Annotated in this window: 15 protein-coding genes; 8 read left to right on the top strand and 7 right to left on the bottom strand. The window is 68.5% G+C overall.

The window, feature by feature from the left end; all coding sequences use genetic code 11:
* Positions 1–58 precede the first annotated feature (58 nt).
* Positions 59–481 (top strand): hypothetical protein, encoded by a 423-nt coding sequence (locus tag ACIQD6_RS19410; protein WP_401884098.1) that lies wholly within the window; start codon positions 59–61, stop codon positions 479–481.
* A 141-nt stretch (positions 482–622) separates the two neighbouring features.
* Here the strand turns inward: ACIQD6_RS19410 and ACIQD6_RS19405 are convergent, their stop codons facing one another.
* Positions 623–2,152 (bottom strand): helix-turn-helix domain-containing protein, encoded by a 1,530-nt coding sequence (locus ACIQD6_RS19405; protein ID WP_401884096.1) that lies wholly within the window; start codon positions 2,150–2,152, stop codon positions 623–625.
* A gap of 252 nt (positions 2,153–2,404) precedes the next feature.
* Positions 2,405–2,608: a DUF4236 domain-containing protein gene (locus ACIQD6_RS19400; protein WP_401884094.1), complete on the bottom strand. Its 204-nt coding sequence runs from the start codon at positions 2,606–2,608 to the stop codon at positions 2,405–2,407.
* Positions 2,609–2,811: 203 nt separating this feature from the next.
* Between ACIQD6_RS19400 and ACIQD6_RS19395 the strand changes: the two genes are divergently transcribed.
* Positions 2,812–4,080, top strand: coding sequence for an ATP-binding protein (locus ACIQD6_RS19395; RefSeq protein WP_401884092.1), 1,269 nt, complete (start codon positions 2,812–2,814; stop codon positions 4,078–4,080).
* Positions 4,081–4,102: 22 nt separating this feature from the next.
* On the opposite strand, the gene ACIQD6_RS19390 is transcribed toward ACIQD6_RS19395, so the two are convergent.
* Complete coding sequence (locus tag ACIQD6_RS19390) at positions 4,103–4,492, bottom strand: peptidase inhibitor family I36 protein (protein WP_401884090.1); 390 nt, start codon at positions 4,490–4,492, stop codon at positions 4,103–4,105.
* Positions 4,493–4,934: 442 nt separating this feature from the next.
* Between ACIQD6_RS19390 and ACIQD6_RS19385 the strand changes: the two genes are divergently transcribed.
* Positions 4,935–5,564 carry a dihydrofolate reductase family protein gene (locus tag ACIQD6_RS19385; RefSeq protein ID WP_401884088.1) on the top strand — a complete coding sequence of 210 codons (630 nt, stop codon included), beginning with the start codon at positions 4,935–4,937 and terminating at the stop codon, positions 5,562–5,564.
* 46 nt (positions 5,565–5,610) lie between these two features.
* Here the strand turns inward: ACIQD6_RS19385 and ACIQD6_RS19380 are convergent, their stop codons facing one another.
* Complete coding sequence (locus ACIQD6_RS19380; protein ID WP_401884086.1) at positions 5,611–6,561, bottom strand: alpha/beta hydrolase; 951 nt, start codon at positions 6,559–6,561, stop codon at positions 5,611–5,613.
* Positions 6,562–6,732: 171 nt separating this feature from the next.
* Here ACIQD6_RS19380 and ACIQD6_RS19375 point away from each other — a divergent pair, with 171 nt between their 5' ends.
* The 5 genes from ACIQD6_RS19375 (at position 6,733) to ACIQD6_RS19355 (ending at position 14,219) form a co-directional block, all read left to right on the top strand.
* A complete protein-coding gene (locus ACIQD6_RS19375; protein WP_401884084.1) occupies positions 6,733–7,638 on the top strand; it encodes a helix-turn-helix transcriptional regulator in 906 nt (301 codons plus the stop codon).
* Positions 7,639–7,911: 273 nt separating this feature from the next.
* On the top strand, positions 7,912–10,626 hold the full coding sequence (gene acnA / locus ACIQD6_RS19370; protein ID WP_401884082.1) for an aconitate hydratase AcnA: 2,715 nt from the start codon (positions 7,912–7,914) through the stop codon (positions 10,624–10,626).
* Positions 10,627–10,870: 244 nt separating this feature from the next.
* Complete coding sequence (locus ACIQD6_RS19365) at positions 10,871–11,140, top strand: hypothetical protein (RefSeq protein ID WP_401884081.1); 270 nt, start codon at positions 10,871–10,873, stop codon at positions 11,138–11,140.
* Positions 11,133–11,774: a DUF6879 family protein gene (locus tag ACIQD6_RS19360; RefSeq protein WP_401884079.1), complete on the top strand. Its 642-nt coding sequence runs from the start codon at positions 11,133–11,135 to the stop codon at positions 11,772–11,774. Before ACIQD6_RS19365 ends, ACIQD6_RS19360 begins: the two co-directional genes overlap by 8 nt.
* A 177-nt stretch (positions 11,775–11,951) precedes the next feature.
* Positions 11,952–14,219, top strand: coding sequence for an ATP-binding protein (locus tag ACIQD6_RS19355; protein ID WP_401884077.1), 2,268 nt, complete (start codon positions 11,952–11,954; stop codon positions 14,217–14,219).
* A 15-nt stretch (positions 14,220–14,234) separates the two neighbouring features.
* Here the strand turns inward: ACIQD6_RS19355 and ACIQD6_RS19350 are convergent, their stop codons facing one another.
* The 3 genes from ACIQD6_RS19350 to ACIQD6_RS19340 are packed head-to-tail and all read right to left on the bottom strand — an operon-like array spanning position 14,235 to position 15,534.
* The gene (locus ACIQD6_RS19350; RefSeq protein WP_401884076.1) at positions 14,235–14,441 is read right to left on the bottom strand and encodes a DUF397 domain-containing protein; all 207 of its coding nucleotides are present in this window, start codon (positions 14,439–14,441) and stop codon (positions 14,235–14,237) included.
* A gap of 59 nt (positions 14,442–14,500) precedes the next feature.
* A complete protein-coding gene (locus ACIQD6_RS19345) occupies positions 14,501–14,707 on the bottom strand; it encodes a DUF397 domain-containing protein (protein ID WP_401884074.1) in 207 nt (68 codons plus the stop codon).
* Positions 14,704–15,534 carry a Scr1 family TA system antitoxin-like transcriptional regulator gene (locus tag ACIQD6_RS19340; RefSeq protein ID WP_401884072.1) on the bottom strand — a complete coding sequence of 277 codons (831 nt, stop codon included), beginning with the start codon at positions 15,532–15,534 and terminating at the stop codon, positions 14,704–14,706. Before ACIQD6_RS19340 ends, ACIQD6_RS19345 begins: the two co-directional genes overlap by 4 nt.
* Between the last annotated feature and the right edge of the window lie 57 nt (positions 15,535–15,591).

Below are 15,591 nucleotides of genomic sequence, written 5' to 3'. Positions count from 1 at the left end.
GGTCACAACGGGCACCGCCGCAGCGCCTCGACCAGGCGCCGGAAAGGGGAACATGCGCATGGCCATCAAGGAGTCGTCCCGTAGTGACCTGCGCGAGCTGCCTTGGGGAACGATCGTCGCCCTGGGCGTCTTTTCACTCCTGCGCCCGGTGCTGAGCATCGTCGGCGCGTACGATGACGGACCGCTGAAGAAGCCGGTGGGCCCGCTGGTTCTCACCGTGTTGATCATCGCTGTGTGGATCGGCACCACCGTGATGCGCCGCTTCCCCCGCCCGGTGGAGACGCTGGCGTTCGTCGGCGTGGCCTACGGCGTCCTGGCGCTCCTGCTGAACATCTCGCTCCAGCCGTTTCTGGACAGCGCGGAGCTGCCTCCGGTCCCCGGCATGATCGGGATCGTGATCTTCAACGCCGCACAGGGCGCGGTCTGCGGCCTGATCGCCCTGGCGCTGCTGAGGTGGCGGTCCCGCTCCGGGCGGGCCTGACGCCGGAAGGCCCTGGCCGCCCGGCTGTTGGAGAGCCCGTCGGAGGCCCGAAGCCGCGGAGAGATCCTACGGACACCGCCGCGCCCCCTCCCTGACTCGTTTCGCGACAGGTCGGGAAGGGGGCGCGGCGGTGTTCGCCGGTCAGATGTCCCGGAAGGTCTCGATCTGCGCGCCCACCGAGTTGAGGCGCTCCGCCAGATCCTCGTAACCGCGGTTGATGACATAGACGTTGCGCAGTACGGACGTGCCCTCCGCCGCCATCATCGCCAGCAGCACCACCACGGCGGGCCGCAGCGCCGGCGGGCACATCATCTCGGCCGCGCGCCAGCGGGTCGGCCCCTCCACCAACACGCGGTGCGGGTCGAGCAGTTGGAGACGGCCGCCGAGGCGGTTGAGGTCCGTCAGATAGATGGCGCGGTTGTCGTAGACCCAGTCATGGATCAGGGTCTGACCCGTCGCCACCGCGGCGATGGCGGCGAAGAACGGCACGTTGTCGATGTTCAGCCCGGGGAACGGCATGGGGTGGATCTTGTCGATCGGTGCCTCCAGCTTGGAGGGCCGTACGGTCAGATCCACCAGCCGCGTACGGCCGTTGTCGGCGGCGTACTCCGCGGTGCGGTCGTTGTCGAGCCCCATTTCCTCCAGTACCGCCAGCTCGATCTCCAGGAACTCGATCGGAACCCGGCGGATGGTCAGCTGGGACTCGGTGACCACGGCGGCGGCGATCAGGCTCATCGCCTCGACCGGGTCCTCGGAGGGGGAGTAGTCCACGTCCACGTCGATGTTCGGCAGGCCGTGCACCGTCAGGGTGGTCGAGCCGATGCCGTCGACCCGTACGCCCAGCGCTTCGAGGAAGAAACAGAGGTCCTGCACCATGTAGTTGGACGAGGCGTTACGGATGACGGTCGCGCCGTCGTGGCGGGCGGCGGCCAGCAGGGCGTTCTCGGTGACGGTGTCGCCGCGCTCCGTCAGGACGATGGGACGGCCCGGTGTGATCGAGTGGTCCACCTGTGCGTGGTACAGACCCTCCGTCGCGGCGATGTCCAGGCCGAACCGGCGCAGCGCGATCATATGCGGCTCGATCGTGCGCGTACCGAGGTCGCAGCCGCCCGCGTACGGCAGCCGGAAAGTGTCCATCCGGTGCAGCAACGGGCCGAGGAACATGATGATGGAGCGGGTACGGCGAGCCGCCTCCGCGTCGATCGCCTCCATGTCCAGCTCGGCGGGCGGCACGATCTCCAGGTCCACCCCGTCGTTGATCCAACGGGTGCGTACGCCGATGGAGTTGAGCACCTCCAGGAGGCGGAACACCTCTTCGATACGCGCCACCCGGCGCAGTACCGTACGCCCCTTGTTGAGCAGCGAGCCGCAGAGCAGCGCCACACACGCGTTCTTGCTCGTCTTGACGTCGATGGAACCGGAGAGCCGGCGACCGCCGACCACGCGCAGGTGCATCGGCCCGGAGTAACCGAGCGACACGATCTCACTGTCGAGCGCCTCACCGATGCGCGCGATCATCTCAAGGCTGATGTTCTGGTTGCCCCGCTCGATGCGGTTCACGGCGCTCTGGCTGGTGGCCAGTGCCTCGGCGAGTTGGCTCTGTGTCCAGCCACGATGCTGGCGGGCGTCACGGATGAGCTTGCCGATGCGTACGAGGTAGTCGTCTGCCATGGGTGAAGGCTATCTCAAATGTGAGATAAAAGCCTTGCTGGGGTGGGCCGTCGGAGTGATGGCCACCCGGACTTCGATCCTCCTCGCCCGGGGTCGCCCTTGCCACCGGTACGCCGCCGTACGGGGTACGGAGACCTCCGTACGGGGTACGGGCACCAGCCGTACGGGGAGCGGGGCAGCGCTGTCCGCCGTACCCCGGAACTGCCGTAGGGGGTGCGGGAATCGCCGTACGGCGGTGCGGGAACGGCCTGTTCAGCGACCGCGCCGCTTGGTCGTCGTCCTGCGCCAGCCGAACGGCCCCGGCAGATCCAGGGACGTCGTCCGCCGCCCGGTGCTGCTCGCCGTGTGCCGGGGGCCGTGCTTGCCGCCACCGGTGGTGATGGACCAGGAGCGCCGGTTGATGTTGAGCCGTACCCCCGGCAGGATCCGGAAGCTCTTGCGGAATGTGAGCGGCATCTGCGCCTCCTTCGTCGGGAGTACGTGTTACCCGCGTGCGCCGATGCATGTCCTGACGAGCAGGGCATGTCCTGACGATCAGGCCCGGCCTGAACAGGCGCCCGGCCGGAGCCTGACCGATGATGGAAGCCCCGGGAAAACTCCGTGCGAGCCCCGGGCGGCAAGCAATGACCGGCGATGTGCGCGGACGGGTTGAGGCAGCCATGGCCGTATGGCATGTGCGGGATTTCGCCCCGGACGACCTCGAATCGGTGGTGCGCCTCGACGGTGAGAGCGCCACCACCGACCAGCCCGCTGTCTTCCGCCTCTCCGAGGTCGTCGCCGCGCTACAGGCAGGGCACCCGAGCGTCGTCGCGGTCGCCGACGGCCGACTCGTGGGCGCGGCGATGGGCCGGGTGGACGGCGACCGGGCCTGGGTGCTGCGGATCGAGTTGCACCCGGCCTGGCGCAATCTGGGCCTGGGCACCGCGCTGCTCACCGCTCTGGAGCAGCGTCTGCGCGGCGCCGGCGCGAAGACCGTGGCGGCGGTGCTGCCCGAGGAGGAGACGGGCAGCACCGCGCTCGGCAACTCCGGGTTCCACCCGCACCGGGGACTGACGTACTTCGAGAAGTCGCAGCCCGTGACCGCCCAGGGCTCCGCGCTCCTGTCCTCGCTCGGCGCGCTGGCGCCCACGGTCGGGCTCTGGGAGAAGCTCAGCGGGATGGCCGACGAGAAGCGGCTCATCGAACGACGGCTGGTGCTGCCGCTGGCCAACCCCGAACTCGCGGCGGAGCACGGGGTCGAACCGCCCCAGGCCGTCGTGCTGTTCGGCCCTCCCGGTACGGGCAAGAGCACCTTCGCCAAAGCGGTGGCGGGCCGGCTCGGCTGGCCGTTCGTGGAACTCTTCCCGTCCCGGCTCGCGTTGGAGGACGGACTGGCGAACGGACTCAGCCGCCGCTTCGAGGAGATCGCGCAACTCGACCACGTACTGGTCTTCATCGACGAGGTCGAAGAAGTCGCCGGCGCACGGAACCTCGCCGACCCTGTCTCCGTCGGTGTGGTCAACGAACTCCTCAAGTCCATCGCGCGCTTCCGCGACCGGGACGGCAGGCTGCTCGTCTGCGCCACCAACACCGTCGCCGCCCTCGACCCGGCGTTCCTGCGCCACGGCCGCTTCGATTACGTCCTGCCGGTCGGACCGCCCGACCACGAGGCCCGTGACGCCCTGTGGGCCGGCTACATCGCGAAGACGGGCGCCGAAGCCGATACCGCCGTTCTCGCCGACGCGAGCGAGGGATTCACCCCCGCCGACATCCGGCAGGTCGCCCGTACGGTCGCCCAGACCGTCTTCGAACGGACCCTCGACAGCGGAGAGCGGGGGCAGCCCACCACGGAGGACTACCTCCACACCATCCGCCGCACCCGCCCCACCGTCACCGACGAGATGGCCCTGGAGTTCGCCGACCACACCGTCCGTTACGGCCGCACCTGAAGGCCTGCGTGCGGGTGCCGGTCTACTGCGGCTTGAAGGAGCGGATCTGGTAGTTCCCCTGGAGATTGCCGCCCTGTCCGGCCGGGGTCGAACCGACCCGCGAGTGGTAATTGGTCTGCGTGTAGTACTGAACGCGATGGCCGGTCGCGTTCCACACGGAGCGGACATTCTGCCCCCTCTGGATGAAGGAGCAGTTGTCGGCGGTGTTGGCCTTCCTGCTGTCCGACCACTGACAGCGTGTTCCACCGCCGTTCCAGTCGCTGTAGATACAGAAGTTCCCGGGAGAGCAACTGTAGGCGGCCTGAGCGCTGTTGGTGGCTCCGGCGCGGTCGGTCGCGGTCGCGGTGGGGCCGGTGGCGAGGCCACCTGCCAGGGCGATCGAGGCGACGACGAGCGCGGTGATCCGGTTCATGGGAGGAACCCCTTTTCCTGATGGTGTCCGGGGCGGTGCCCCGGAGAGCGTTGTCGAGAGGGCGCGAGGTGGCCCGGGATGCTCGTACGGCGCACAGGAGAGGCCAGACCGTGATCCCCGCGGCGAGGCCCGGCCGTGCCCGAGGCCGTACTCGCTGATCACCAGAAGCGTGGCACGGGTGCGACGTGTGCGGGCAGAGGTGAAACGGGGGCGCCCGAAGCGCGCACCGACGCCCGCGACACGCCTCTGCCCCCGGCGCGATCTGTCGCGCTTCCCGCCTTCCCGCCGCCTTGGCCGTTCTGCGGCCGGGCGATGAGTTCTCACCGGCCGGGGAGTCAAACCGGGTACAAGCGGATACCGCGTGCAGACCGATACCGAGCACAAGCGGCTACCGGATACCGGGCACCGGCGGCTTCCGCACCCGACCCCGAAAGGCACCATCATGAGCAAACTGATCGTCACCGCGTTCGTCACCCTGGACGGCGTCATGCAGGCACCGGGCGGTCCGGGCGAGGACGTCGACGCAGGCTTCGAGCACGGCGGCTGGCAGGTCCCGTACGTCGATGACGACTTCATGGACCTCATGATCGGGATCTTCGAGCGGACCGCCGACCATCTCCTGCTCGGCAGGGAGACCTACGACATCTTCGCCGCCTACTGGCCCCGCGTCACCGACGAGAACAACCCGATCGCCGTGAAGCTCAACTCCATGCCCAAGTACGTCGCCTCGCGCACCCGGGACAAGTTGGAGTGGAACAACTCCCACCTGCTGAAGGGCGAGGCCGCACAGTCCGTCGCACAGCTCAAGGAACAACTCGACGGCGTGATCATGACGCAGGGCAGCAGCGCCCTCATCAGCACCCTGCAGGAGCACGACCTTGTCGACGAGTACCGGCTGCTCGTCAATCCCGTGATCATCGGCACCGGCAAGCGGCTCTTCCACGAGGGCGCCGCCCCCGCCGCCTGGAAGCTCACGGAGTCCCGCACCAGCAGCGTGGGCGTGCAGTACTGCGCCTACGAACGGGCGGGGAAGCCCGTGTACGGATCCTTCGAGCTGGACGAGCAGGAGTGAGGACGCTCGACCTCCCCGAATGACAGGCCGGGTTCGTCCGCCCGGGCTACTCACCAGTCGGTGAGATCCACGGATCGGCGGCCTGCCCTGACGTCTGCCGGAAGAAGCCGGTCAGCTTTTCGACCGCGAGCCCGACGTACGGCTCCTTGTCGTAGAGATCGACGTGGCTGGCGCCGTCGATCCAGTGGAGTTCCTTCGGGGCACGGGCGTTCTGGAACGCTTCCACGCTCATCCAGGAGGTCACCGCCTCGCGTCCGGCGATCATGAGGAGCGGGCGGGGCGCGATCAGCTGGACGAAGCGGAAGGCGTCGAAGCAGGCCATGCGGTCGATGCTGGACCAGGTGAAGGCCTTCGCCGAGCGTGAGTGCTGAGCGCGGTCGGAGCAGTAGTACTCCCAGCCCTCCACGCCGTGCCGGCCACCCAGTGCGTGGGCCTGCTCGGCCGTGTCGGGGAAGAGCGGGAAGGTCTGGACTCCCTCGCCGCGGGCCTCGGCGGTCCGTGCCGCCGAGGCCGCGGCGAGCATGTCCTGGAAGACGGCCGGGTCCTGGGCGCCGTCGGCGCCGTTGCGGAACTGGCGGGCGATGTCCGCGGCGCTGACGGTGGCGACGGCCTTGATCCGGTGGTCGGACGCCGTCGCGGCGAGGGCGTAACCGCCGGAGGCGCAGATGCCCAGTACCCCGACGCGGTCTGCGTCGACCTCGTCACGGGTGATGAGGTACGAGACCGCGGCCTTGATGTCCTCGACCCGGTGGGCCGGGTCCTCCAGGCCGCGCGGCTCGCCCTCGCTCTCGCCCTGGTGGGCGGCGTCGAACGCGAGGGTGACGAAGCCCTGCTCGGCCAGGCGAAGCGCGTACAGGCCGGCGGTCTGCTCCTTCACGCCGCTGCCGGGGTGTCCGACGACGATCGCCGGGTGCGGGCCGACGGCCCCGTCGTCCGGCGTGTACAGGTGGCCGGCGAGGTTCAGACCGGCACTGGGAAAGGTGACGTCGGTTCTCACGGTGGTGCTCCGATCACAGAGGGACGGGCTCGCGGTGGGCGGGCTCCGGTGGCCTCCCGCCGGCGGCCACACACCCCACGGTGGCGTCGGCGCGTGAGGGGTACCAGGGAGGGCGCTGCCTATGCACGCCAGTACCAGGCGCGCGGCCGTCCGTGTGCGGACACTTGAGGCATGGAACTCCAGGACAACGCTTCCGGCGGCAACGAGCTCGGCGATTTCCTGCGTTCCCGCCGCGCCGCCCTCGCTCCGCACCAGGTCGGCCTTCCCGACGACGGCCGTCCACGCCGGGTGCCGGGCCTGCGCCGCGAGGAGCTGGCCCAGCTCGCACACGTGAGCATCGACTACGTCGTCCGCCTGGAGCAGGGGCGCACCCGCCGGGTCTCCCGCCCGGTCCTCGACGCGCTCGCCGACGCACTGCGACTCGCCGCGGACGAACGCGCCTACCTCTTCACCGTCGCCGACGTCACCCCCGGCGCTCCCACGCCGGGACCGGGCAGGCCGCAGGTCGACCCGCGGCTGCGGCAGATGCTCGCGGCCATGCACGACATCCCCGCCATGGTCCTCAACCGGCGCATGGACGTCCTGGCCTGGAACCGGGGCGCGGCCGCCCTGCTCACCGACTTCGGCGCGCTCGCCCCGGCCGAACGCAACCTGATCCGGCTGACCTTCCTCGACGACACCTACCGCGCGCTGTACGCGGACTGGCCGCGAGCCGCGCGCGAGTGCGTGGCCGTTCTGCGCATGGAAGCCGGCCGCCACCCCAGAGATCAGGTCATCGCCGCGCTGATCGGTGAGTTGAGCATGCGCGATCCGGACTTCCGTACCTGGTGGGCCAGTCACCGGGTCCGCGGTCCGCGACAGCTCACCAAGACCTATCTCCACCCCGTCGTGGGGAGCATCACCCTGGATGTCCAGCAGTTCTCCGTCGACACGCAACCCGACCAGCAACTGGTCGCGTACACCGCCCCACCCGACTCCCCTTCCCAGGAGGCACTGCGTTTCCTCCTCCAGTGGGCGGCCCGTCCCGGCCGGGCGAACGGCAGGCCGGCCACGCACGACAGTCCCCACGGGAAGTGATCGGGCGGTGCCCGCTCCGGACCGAGCCAGGTGGTGGAGAACGCGGGGCTGTCGCGCGACGTACCAGGCCGGGAGGTCAGATCGACCCGAGCCTGGGCATGACCGAGCGGCGGTCATGTACTAGAGTTATCTCGACATCGAGATATCTGCCGAGGGCGTACCGCAGCCGCCGATCGGTAAGGGTTACCTAACTAAGCCTTACCTTAGCGGATCGACGAAGAATCGTGGCGGCAGCATGGCAGTAGTACGCGCACATTGATGAAGGAGACTGTCGTGTCGGCGAACAGCTTCGACGCCCGCAGCACGCTGCGCGTGGGCGACGAGTCCTACGAGATCTTCAGGCTGGACAAGGTCGAGGGGTCAGCGCGCCTCCCTTACAGCCTGAAGGTGCTGCTGGAGAACCTCCTCCGAACCGAGGACGGCGCGAACATCACCGCCGACCACATCCGCTCCGTCGGCTCCTGGGACTCCCAGGCGCAGCCGAGCCAGGAAATCCAGTTCACCCCGGCCCGCGTGATCATGCAGGACTTCACCGGTGTGCCCTGTGTCGTGGACCTCGCCACCATGCGTGAGGCCGTGAAGGAGCTGGGCGGCGACCCGGCGAAGATCAACCCGCTGGCCCCGGCCGAGCTGGTCATCGACCACTCCGTGATCGCCGACAAGTTCGGTACGTCGGACTCCTTCGCGCAGAACGTGGAGCTGGAGTACGGCCGCAACAAGGAGCGCTACCAGTTCCTGCGCTGGGGTCAGACCGCCTTCGACGAGTTCAAGGTCGTCCCGCCCGGCACCGGCATCGTCCACCAGGTCAACATCGAGCACCTGGCCCGTACGGTCATGATCCGTAACGGCCAGGCGTACCCCGACACCCTCGTCGGCACCGACTCGCACACCACCATGGTCAACGGCCTCGGTGTGCTGGGCTGGGGCGTCGGCGGCATCGAGGCCGAGGCCGCGATGCTCGGCCAGCCCGTCTCGATGCTCATCCCGCGCGTCGTCGGCTTCAAGCTGACCGGCGAGCTGCCCGCCGGCACCACCGCCACCGACCTGGTCCTCACGATCACCGAGATGCTGCGCAAGCACGGCGTCGTCGGCAAGTTCGTCGAGTTCTACGGTGAGGGCGTCGCCGCCACCTCTCTCGCGAACCGCGCCACCATCGGCAACATGTCGCCGGAGTTCGGCTCGACCGCCGCGATCTTCCCGATCGACGACGAGACGCTGAAGTACCTGCGCCTGACCGGCCGCAGCGACCAGCAGGTCGCCCTGGTCGAGGCGTACGCCAAGGAGCAGGGCCTCTGGCTCGACCCGGCCGCCGAGCCCGACTTCTCCGAGAAGCTGGAGCTCGACCTCTCCACGGTCGTCCCGTCGATCGCCGGTCCGAAGCGCCCGCAGGACCGCATCATCCTGGCCGAGGCCAAGGAAAAGTTCGCGCAGGACGTGCGCAACTACGTCTCCGAGGACGAGGAGGCGGGCAAGGAGTCCTTCCCGGCCTCCGACGCCCCGGCCTCCGCCAACGGCGTGCCGAGCCGTCCGACGCTGGTCACGGCCCCCGACGGTTCGACGTACGAGATCGACCACGGCGCCGTCACCGTCGCCGCGATCACCTCCTGCACCAACACCTCGAACCCGTACGTCATGGTCGCCGCCGCGCTGGTGGCCAAGAAGGCGGTCGAGAAGGGCCTGACCCGCAAGCCGTGGGTCAAGACCACCCTCGCCCCGGGCTCCAAGGTCGTCACCGACTACTTCGACAAGGCGGGTCTCACCCCGTACCTCGACAAGGTCGGCTTCAACCTCGTCGGCTACGGCTGCACCACCTGCATCGGCAACTCGGGACCGCTGCCGGAGGAGGTCTCCAAGGCCGTCAACGAGCACGACCTGGCCGTCACTTCGGTGCTCTCGGGCAACCGTAACTTCGAGGGCCGGATCAACCCCGACGTCAAGATGAACTACCTGGCGTCCCCGCCGCTGGTCGTCGCGTACGCCCTGGCCGGCTCCATGAAGGTGGACATCACCAAGGACGCCCTGGGTATCGACCAGGACGGCAAGCCGGTCCACCTCGCGGACATCTGGCCCACCGAGGCCGAGGTCAACGACGTCGTGGCCAACGCCATCGGCGAGGACATGTTCAACAAGTCCTACCAGGACGTCTTCGCGGGCGACGCGCAGTGGCAGGCGCTGCCGATCCCGACCGGCAACACCTTCGAGTGGGACCCGCAGTCCACCTACGTCCGTAAGCCCCCGTACTTCGAGGGCATGACGATGGAGACCAGCCCGGTCGAGGACATCACCGGCGCCCGCGTGCTCGCCAAGCTGGGCGACTCGGTCACCACCGACCACATCTCCCCGGCCGGTGCGATCAAGGCCGACACCCCGGCCGGCAAGTACCTCAACGAGCACGGCGTCGAGCGCCGTGACTTCAACTCGTACGGTTCCCGGCGGGGTAACCACGAGGTCATGATCCGTGGCACCTTCGCCAACATCCGCCTGCGCAACCAGATCGCGCCGGGCACCGAAGGCGGCTACACCCGCGACTTCACCGTCGCGGACGCTCCGGTCTCCTTCATCTACGACGCCTCCCAGAACTACCAGGCCGCCGGCACCCCGCTGGTCGTCCTGGCGGGCAAGGAGTACGGCTCGGGCTCGTCCCGCGACTGGGCCGCGAAGGGCACCGCGCTGCTCGGCGTGAAGGCCGTCATCGCCGAGTCGTACGAGCGCATCCACCGCTCGAACCTGATCGGCATGGGCGTGCTCCCGCTCCAGTACCCGGAGGGCGCCTCGGCCGAGGCGCTGGGCCTGACGGGTGAGGAGACCTTCTCCTTCACCGGAGTGACGGACCTCAACAACGGCTCGACCCCGAGCACGGTCAAGGTCACGACCGACACCGGCGTGGAGTTCGACGCGGTCGTCCGTATCGACACCCCGGGCGAGGCCGACTACTACCGCAACGGCGGCATCATGCAGTACGTACTGCGCAGCCTGATCCGTAAGTAGCGGGCGGAGAAGTGGCGGATACGGGCGGCGGGTTACCTGTTACGGGTAGCCCGTCACCCGGCCGGGGGCCGTGTCCCGTACCTATGTGTACGGGACACGGCCCCTCCTCGTGGGGGATGAATCGGCCGGGGTACGCCGCCGGTGATGGCGTGAACTCGTTCCCGGCATGTGTTGCTCTGTGTAATCAGTCACATCTATAATGTTGAGCAGTTTCGCGCTCAACCAATCTCAGATGGAGGCAGGCGTGACACGTTCCTGGGAGGCCGACCCGTCCGCGTTATTCGAGCGGCGACTGGGAAAGTCGGCCAAGGAGCTGGGTATCTCCGACAAAGGAGATGAATGCCCGGACATCTGGCAGCTCGACAACGGTGATATAGCGGTGATCGGCAGGGACCTCACCTCCCATTACGCCCCGCGACTGCCCGAAGGTGTCGCTCTCGCCGCCGACGAACGACTCGTCGTCATCCCTGGGAACATGCTCAGCTCGGCGAAGACGGATATCGCCGATGCTTGACCTCCACGCACCGGTCCTCCGCCCCGAGTTCGGTGAGCGGCTCGTACGAGAAGTCTACCGACGTGATTTCCGGGAACGTGACGCGGCGATTCAAGGCCGGGACTCCTGGAAGCTGGAACGCCGACAGCACTTCGAGGAACAGGGAAACGCCAGCAGGGACGCCCTCTCCCGAGGCGACTGGGACGAAGCGCTGCGGCTTTTCGAGCTGCGCCGCGACGACCTTCTCGCATCGGCCCGGGAAGACGCCCGCCGCAACTCCGTCTTTCACCGGCTCCGTGTCGTCGAGAAACCGTTCACGCCCTATGTGCAATGGGAACTGCACTCTCTGCGGCAGCAAGCGGAATGCGGCGTGAAAGTCCATGTGCTCAGTGCTGACATGGTGGCCGCGTCGGAGGGAGGCGGCCTGCTGCCGGAAGTGGTAATCCTCGGCGGTGAGACGCTCTACGAGGTGATCTACACCGAATCCGGCGCTCCGAACGGCGCGGTCCGATATACCGACAGTGAAATTGTCGGGAGTTGGGAGAGCTATATCAGGGAACTCTACCGGGCAGGTGAGGACATGATGAGCTACTTCGCTCGCGAGGTGGCCCACCTTCCCCCACCGAATACGCAGACGAAGACGAAGACGGAGTAGGCGATCAACGAGCGCAGCAGGGACGAGGAGCAGCCCGGCGGGTCCTACAACGACCTGTCGGGAAATTCCCGTGATGTCGTACAGGCGGGAAACGTGACCGGCGGAATTCATTTCCACGATCACGGGCACGACCACGGGCACGGCCATGGCCACGGCGCACCGGACGAAGGTGGTTCCGTGAACCCCAGACCACGGCAACTCCCCGCCGACGTACACGGATTCGTGAATCGCACGCACGAACTCGACCAGTTGAACGCGGTTCTGGCGGACGAGGACGGCCACCCGCTCATCATCTCGGTCTGTGTGATCGCGGGTACCGCCGGTGCGGGAAAGACCTCGCTCGCGCTGCGCTGGGCGCACCAGGTCCAGGACCGATTTCCCGACGGGCAGCTGTACGTCAACCTGCGTGGCTACGACCCGGGGGAGCCGGTCACGGCCCAGGAGGCCCTGCACCGCTTCATGCCCGCCCTCGGCATCGACGCCCGGTCGGTGCCGCAGGACCCCGACACCGCCGCCGCGCTGTACCGCTCGGTGCTGGCCGACCGCCGGGTGCTGATCGTCCTCGACAACGCCGCCACGGTCGGCCAGGTCCGTCCGCTGCTGCCCGGCAGCCCCGGGAGTTTAGTCGTCGTCACCAGCCGGAGCCGGCTCTCCGGCCTGGCCGTCCGTGACGGCGCGCGCCGGCTGACGCTGGGCACACTGCCGCAAGCGGAAGCCGTCGCCCTGCTGCGCGCCGTCACCGCCGGATACCGGCCGGAGGACGACCAGGCCAAGCTCACCGAGCTGGCCGAGCTCTGCGCCCGGCTGCCGCTGGCCCTGCGGATCGCCGCCGAACGCGCCGCGAGCCACCCGCACATGCGGCTGGACGACCTCATCGCCGACCTGCGGGACGAGAGCGCCCTGTGGGACGCGCTCAGCACGGGCGACGACGAGGAGGCCGAAGCGGTACGTACCGTATTCGCCTGGTCCTACCGGGCCCTGCCGGACCGGGCCGCCCGGCTGTTCCGGCTGCTGGGGCTGCACCCCGGTCCCGAGTTCGGCCTCCACGCCGCCGCCGCCCTCGCCGGACTGACCGTCGCCCGGACCCGGCAGCTGCTGGACTCCTTGGTCGGCGCCCATCTGCTGGAGCAGACCGCGCCGGACCGCTACCAGTTCCATGACCTGCTGCGGGCCTATGCCACCGACCAGGCACAGCACGAGGAGCCGGCCGAGGAACGGGAGGCCGCGCTGCGGCGCGTGCTGGACTGGTATCTGCACACCGCCGACGCGGCCCAGAGCTGGATCAGCCCCGCCGAACCCCACCTGGAGCTCGACCCGCCGTCGGACGGGGTGCAGCCACTGTCCTTCTCCGACTACGACGCCGCCGTGGACTGGGCGGAGCGCGATCACGTCAACCTGCTCCAGGCCGTACGGGCCGCGGCCACCGGATACGACCGGCTGGCCTGGCAGTTGGCAGCCGTCCTGGCGAGCGCGCAGTTCCCCTCGGCTCCCGTCGCCGACTGGCTGACCGTCGGCCACATCGGCCTCGCGGCGGCACGCCGGTCGGGCGACCGCGCCGGAGAAGCTCAGCTCATCACCGAAAACGGCGTGAACTGTACGCGGGTCAACCGCCATGCCGAGAGCCGGGAGAGCCATACCGAGGCCCTGGGGATCTGGCGTGAGCTGGGCGACCGGTCCGGGGAGGCGCACTCGCTCAACCTGCTCGGGCTGAACCACCTCCGTGCCCGAGAACTGACCGAGGCCGCCGACCACTTCGAGCAGGCCAGCGCGGTCTTCCAGGAGCTGAACTCCGCCCACTGGGAGGCCACCGCCCTCTCCAACCTCGCCAGCACCCACTACCGCGCGGGTCGCCTCCCGGAGGCCACCACCGTCGCCCACCAGGCGCTGGAGGCACACCGCGCCCTCGACAACCAGCGGGGCGAGGGCAACATCCTGCGCCTGCTGAGCCACCTGGAGTGCGAGCAGGGAGAAACGGAGAAGGGGCTCGAATCGGCGCGCGAGGCACTGGAGATCGCGCTCACCCTGCGTGATCACCGGCTGGAGGGCTACTGGCTCCTCACCCTGGGCGACGCCCAGCAGGCGAACGGCCAGTTCGGCGAGGCGCTGACCTCGTACCAGAGATCAGCCACGCTCCACCGCCGCCTCGGGAACCACACCCGGGAGGCACTGGCCTGGCAAGGGGTTGGCCGGACGTACGTCCGGCTCGACCGCCAGGAAGAGGCGGCGCAGTTCCACCGCCAGGCCGTCGCCGCCCACCACGAACTCGGCGATACGTGGGACGAGGCGATGGCCCTGGACGGCCTGGCCGTCGCCCTGCTCGACAAGGACCCGGACGCGGCCGTACGGCACTGGACGGAGGCGCTCCGGCTCCTGGCCGGGTATGACGACCCCCGGGCCGTCGGAGCGCGCGGAGACATCGAGCGGAAGCTGGCCGAGGCCGGTTGAACGGTGCCGTACGGATCAGAGCCCGTCTGTCCTGACCGCGTTGACGAAGGACGTCCAGCCGTCGGCGCGGAAGATGAGGGCGGGGCCGTCGGTGCGCTTGCTGTCGCGTACGGGGACCACGTCGGGGATGCCGTCGGCGACCTCGACGCAGTTACCGCCGGTGCCGTCGCTGTAGGTCGACTTGCGCCAACGTGCCTGGATCAGGGCGTGTGTTGTGCTCATGTGTTCCCGTCGCCTTTCGTCATCGGAAGGCCGAGGCCGGTTGAACGGTGCCGTACGGATCAGAGCCCGTCTGTCCTGACCGCGTTGACGAAGGACGTCCAGCCGTCGGCGCGGAAGATGAGGGCGGGGCCGTCGGTGCGCTTGCTGTCGCGTACGGGGACCACGTCGGGGATGCCGTCGGCGACCTCGACGCAGCTGCCGCCGGTGCCGTCGCTGTAGGACGACTTGCGCCAACGTGCCTGGATCAGAGCGTGTGTTGTGCTCATGTGTTCCCGTCGTCCTTCGCCATTGATTCGATCAGGGCCAGGGACGTCGCTGGTGACATGGCGGCGGCCCTGGCGAGATCGTATGCCCGTGCGTTCTGCTCGACCAGTGCGGGATCGTCGATCAGACTGCCGCTGCCCGCACCTTCGGTGTAGACGATCGGTGGCGCGTCGTGGAAAGACATGATCGAGGTCATGCTTGCCATGTGCGCCTCGGCCATGGCGGCGAAGGGCAGTACCTGGACGACCACGTTGGGCATCCGCGCCAACTCCGCGATGTGCGCGAGCTGTCGGCGCATCGCCATGTCTCCTCCCATCGGTGCCAGGAGCACGGCTTCGTGCAGGATTGCCCACAGCACCGGTGCCGTTGGACTGTCGAGGATCTTCTGACGGTCCATACGGGCGCGTACCAGATCTTCCACGTACTCGTCCGACGCATACGGATTGGCGGTACGGGTGAGCGCCCGCGCGTACTCCTCGGTCTGAAGTAGTCCTGGTACCAGTACCGGTGCGTACTCACTGATGGTCTTGGCCAGCGGCTCCAAGGACGCCGCGTCCGCGAAATACTCCGCGACCTTCGACGCGCGGGCCAGCTTCGCCAGCCGCTGGAGATGCTTGCCGCTTCCCAGTACCTCGTCCATCGTGCGCGACAGGTCCACTTGAGGCCGTCTCAGCACCGCCTCGAACTGGCCGATGTAGCTGCCCGAGCAGAAGGCCCGCATCCCGAGTTGCGCCTGGGTCAATCCGGCGTCCTCGCGCAACCGGCGAAGTTCCGCTCCGTAAAACGCTCTTGGGTTCGCGTACGGGTCCTGGTCCTTGGAGTGAGTCATGTAACTCAACGTATCTCTACAGTCGCTCCTCGTGTGCGGAAAGCACGAAAGAGTGGG

Origin of the sequence: Streptomyces sp. NPDC088400, assembly GCF_044753355.1 — a bacterium.
GTDB lineage: Bacteria > Actinomycetota > Actinomycetes > Streptomycetales > Streptomycetaceae > Streptomyces.
Note: the sequence above shows the minus strand (reverse complement) of the source record. Positions and strands in the feature narration are given on the sequence as shown.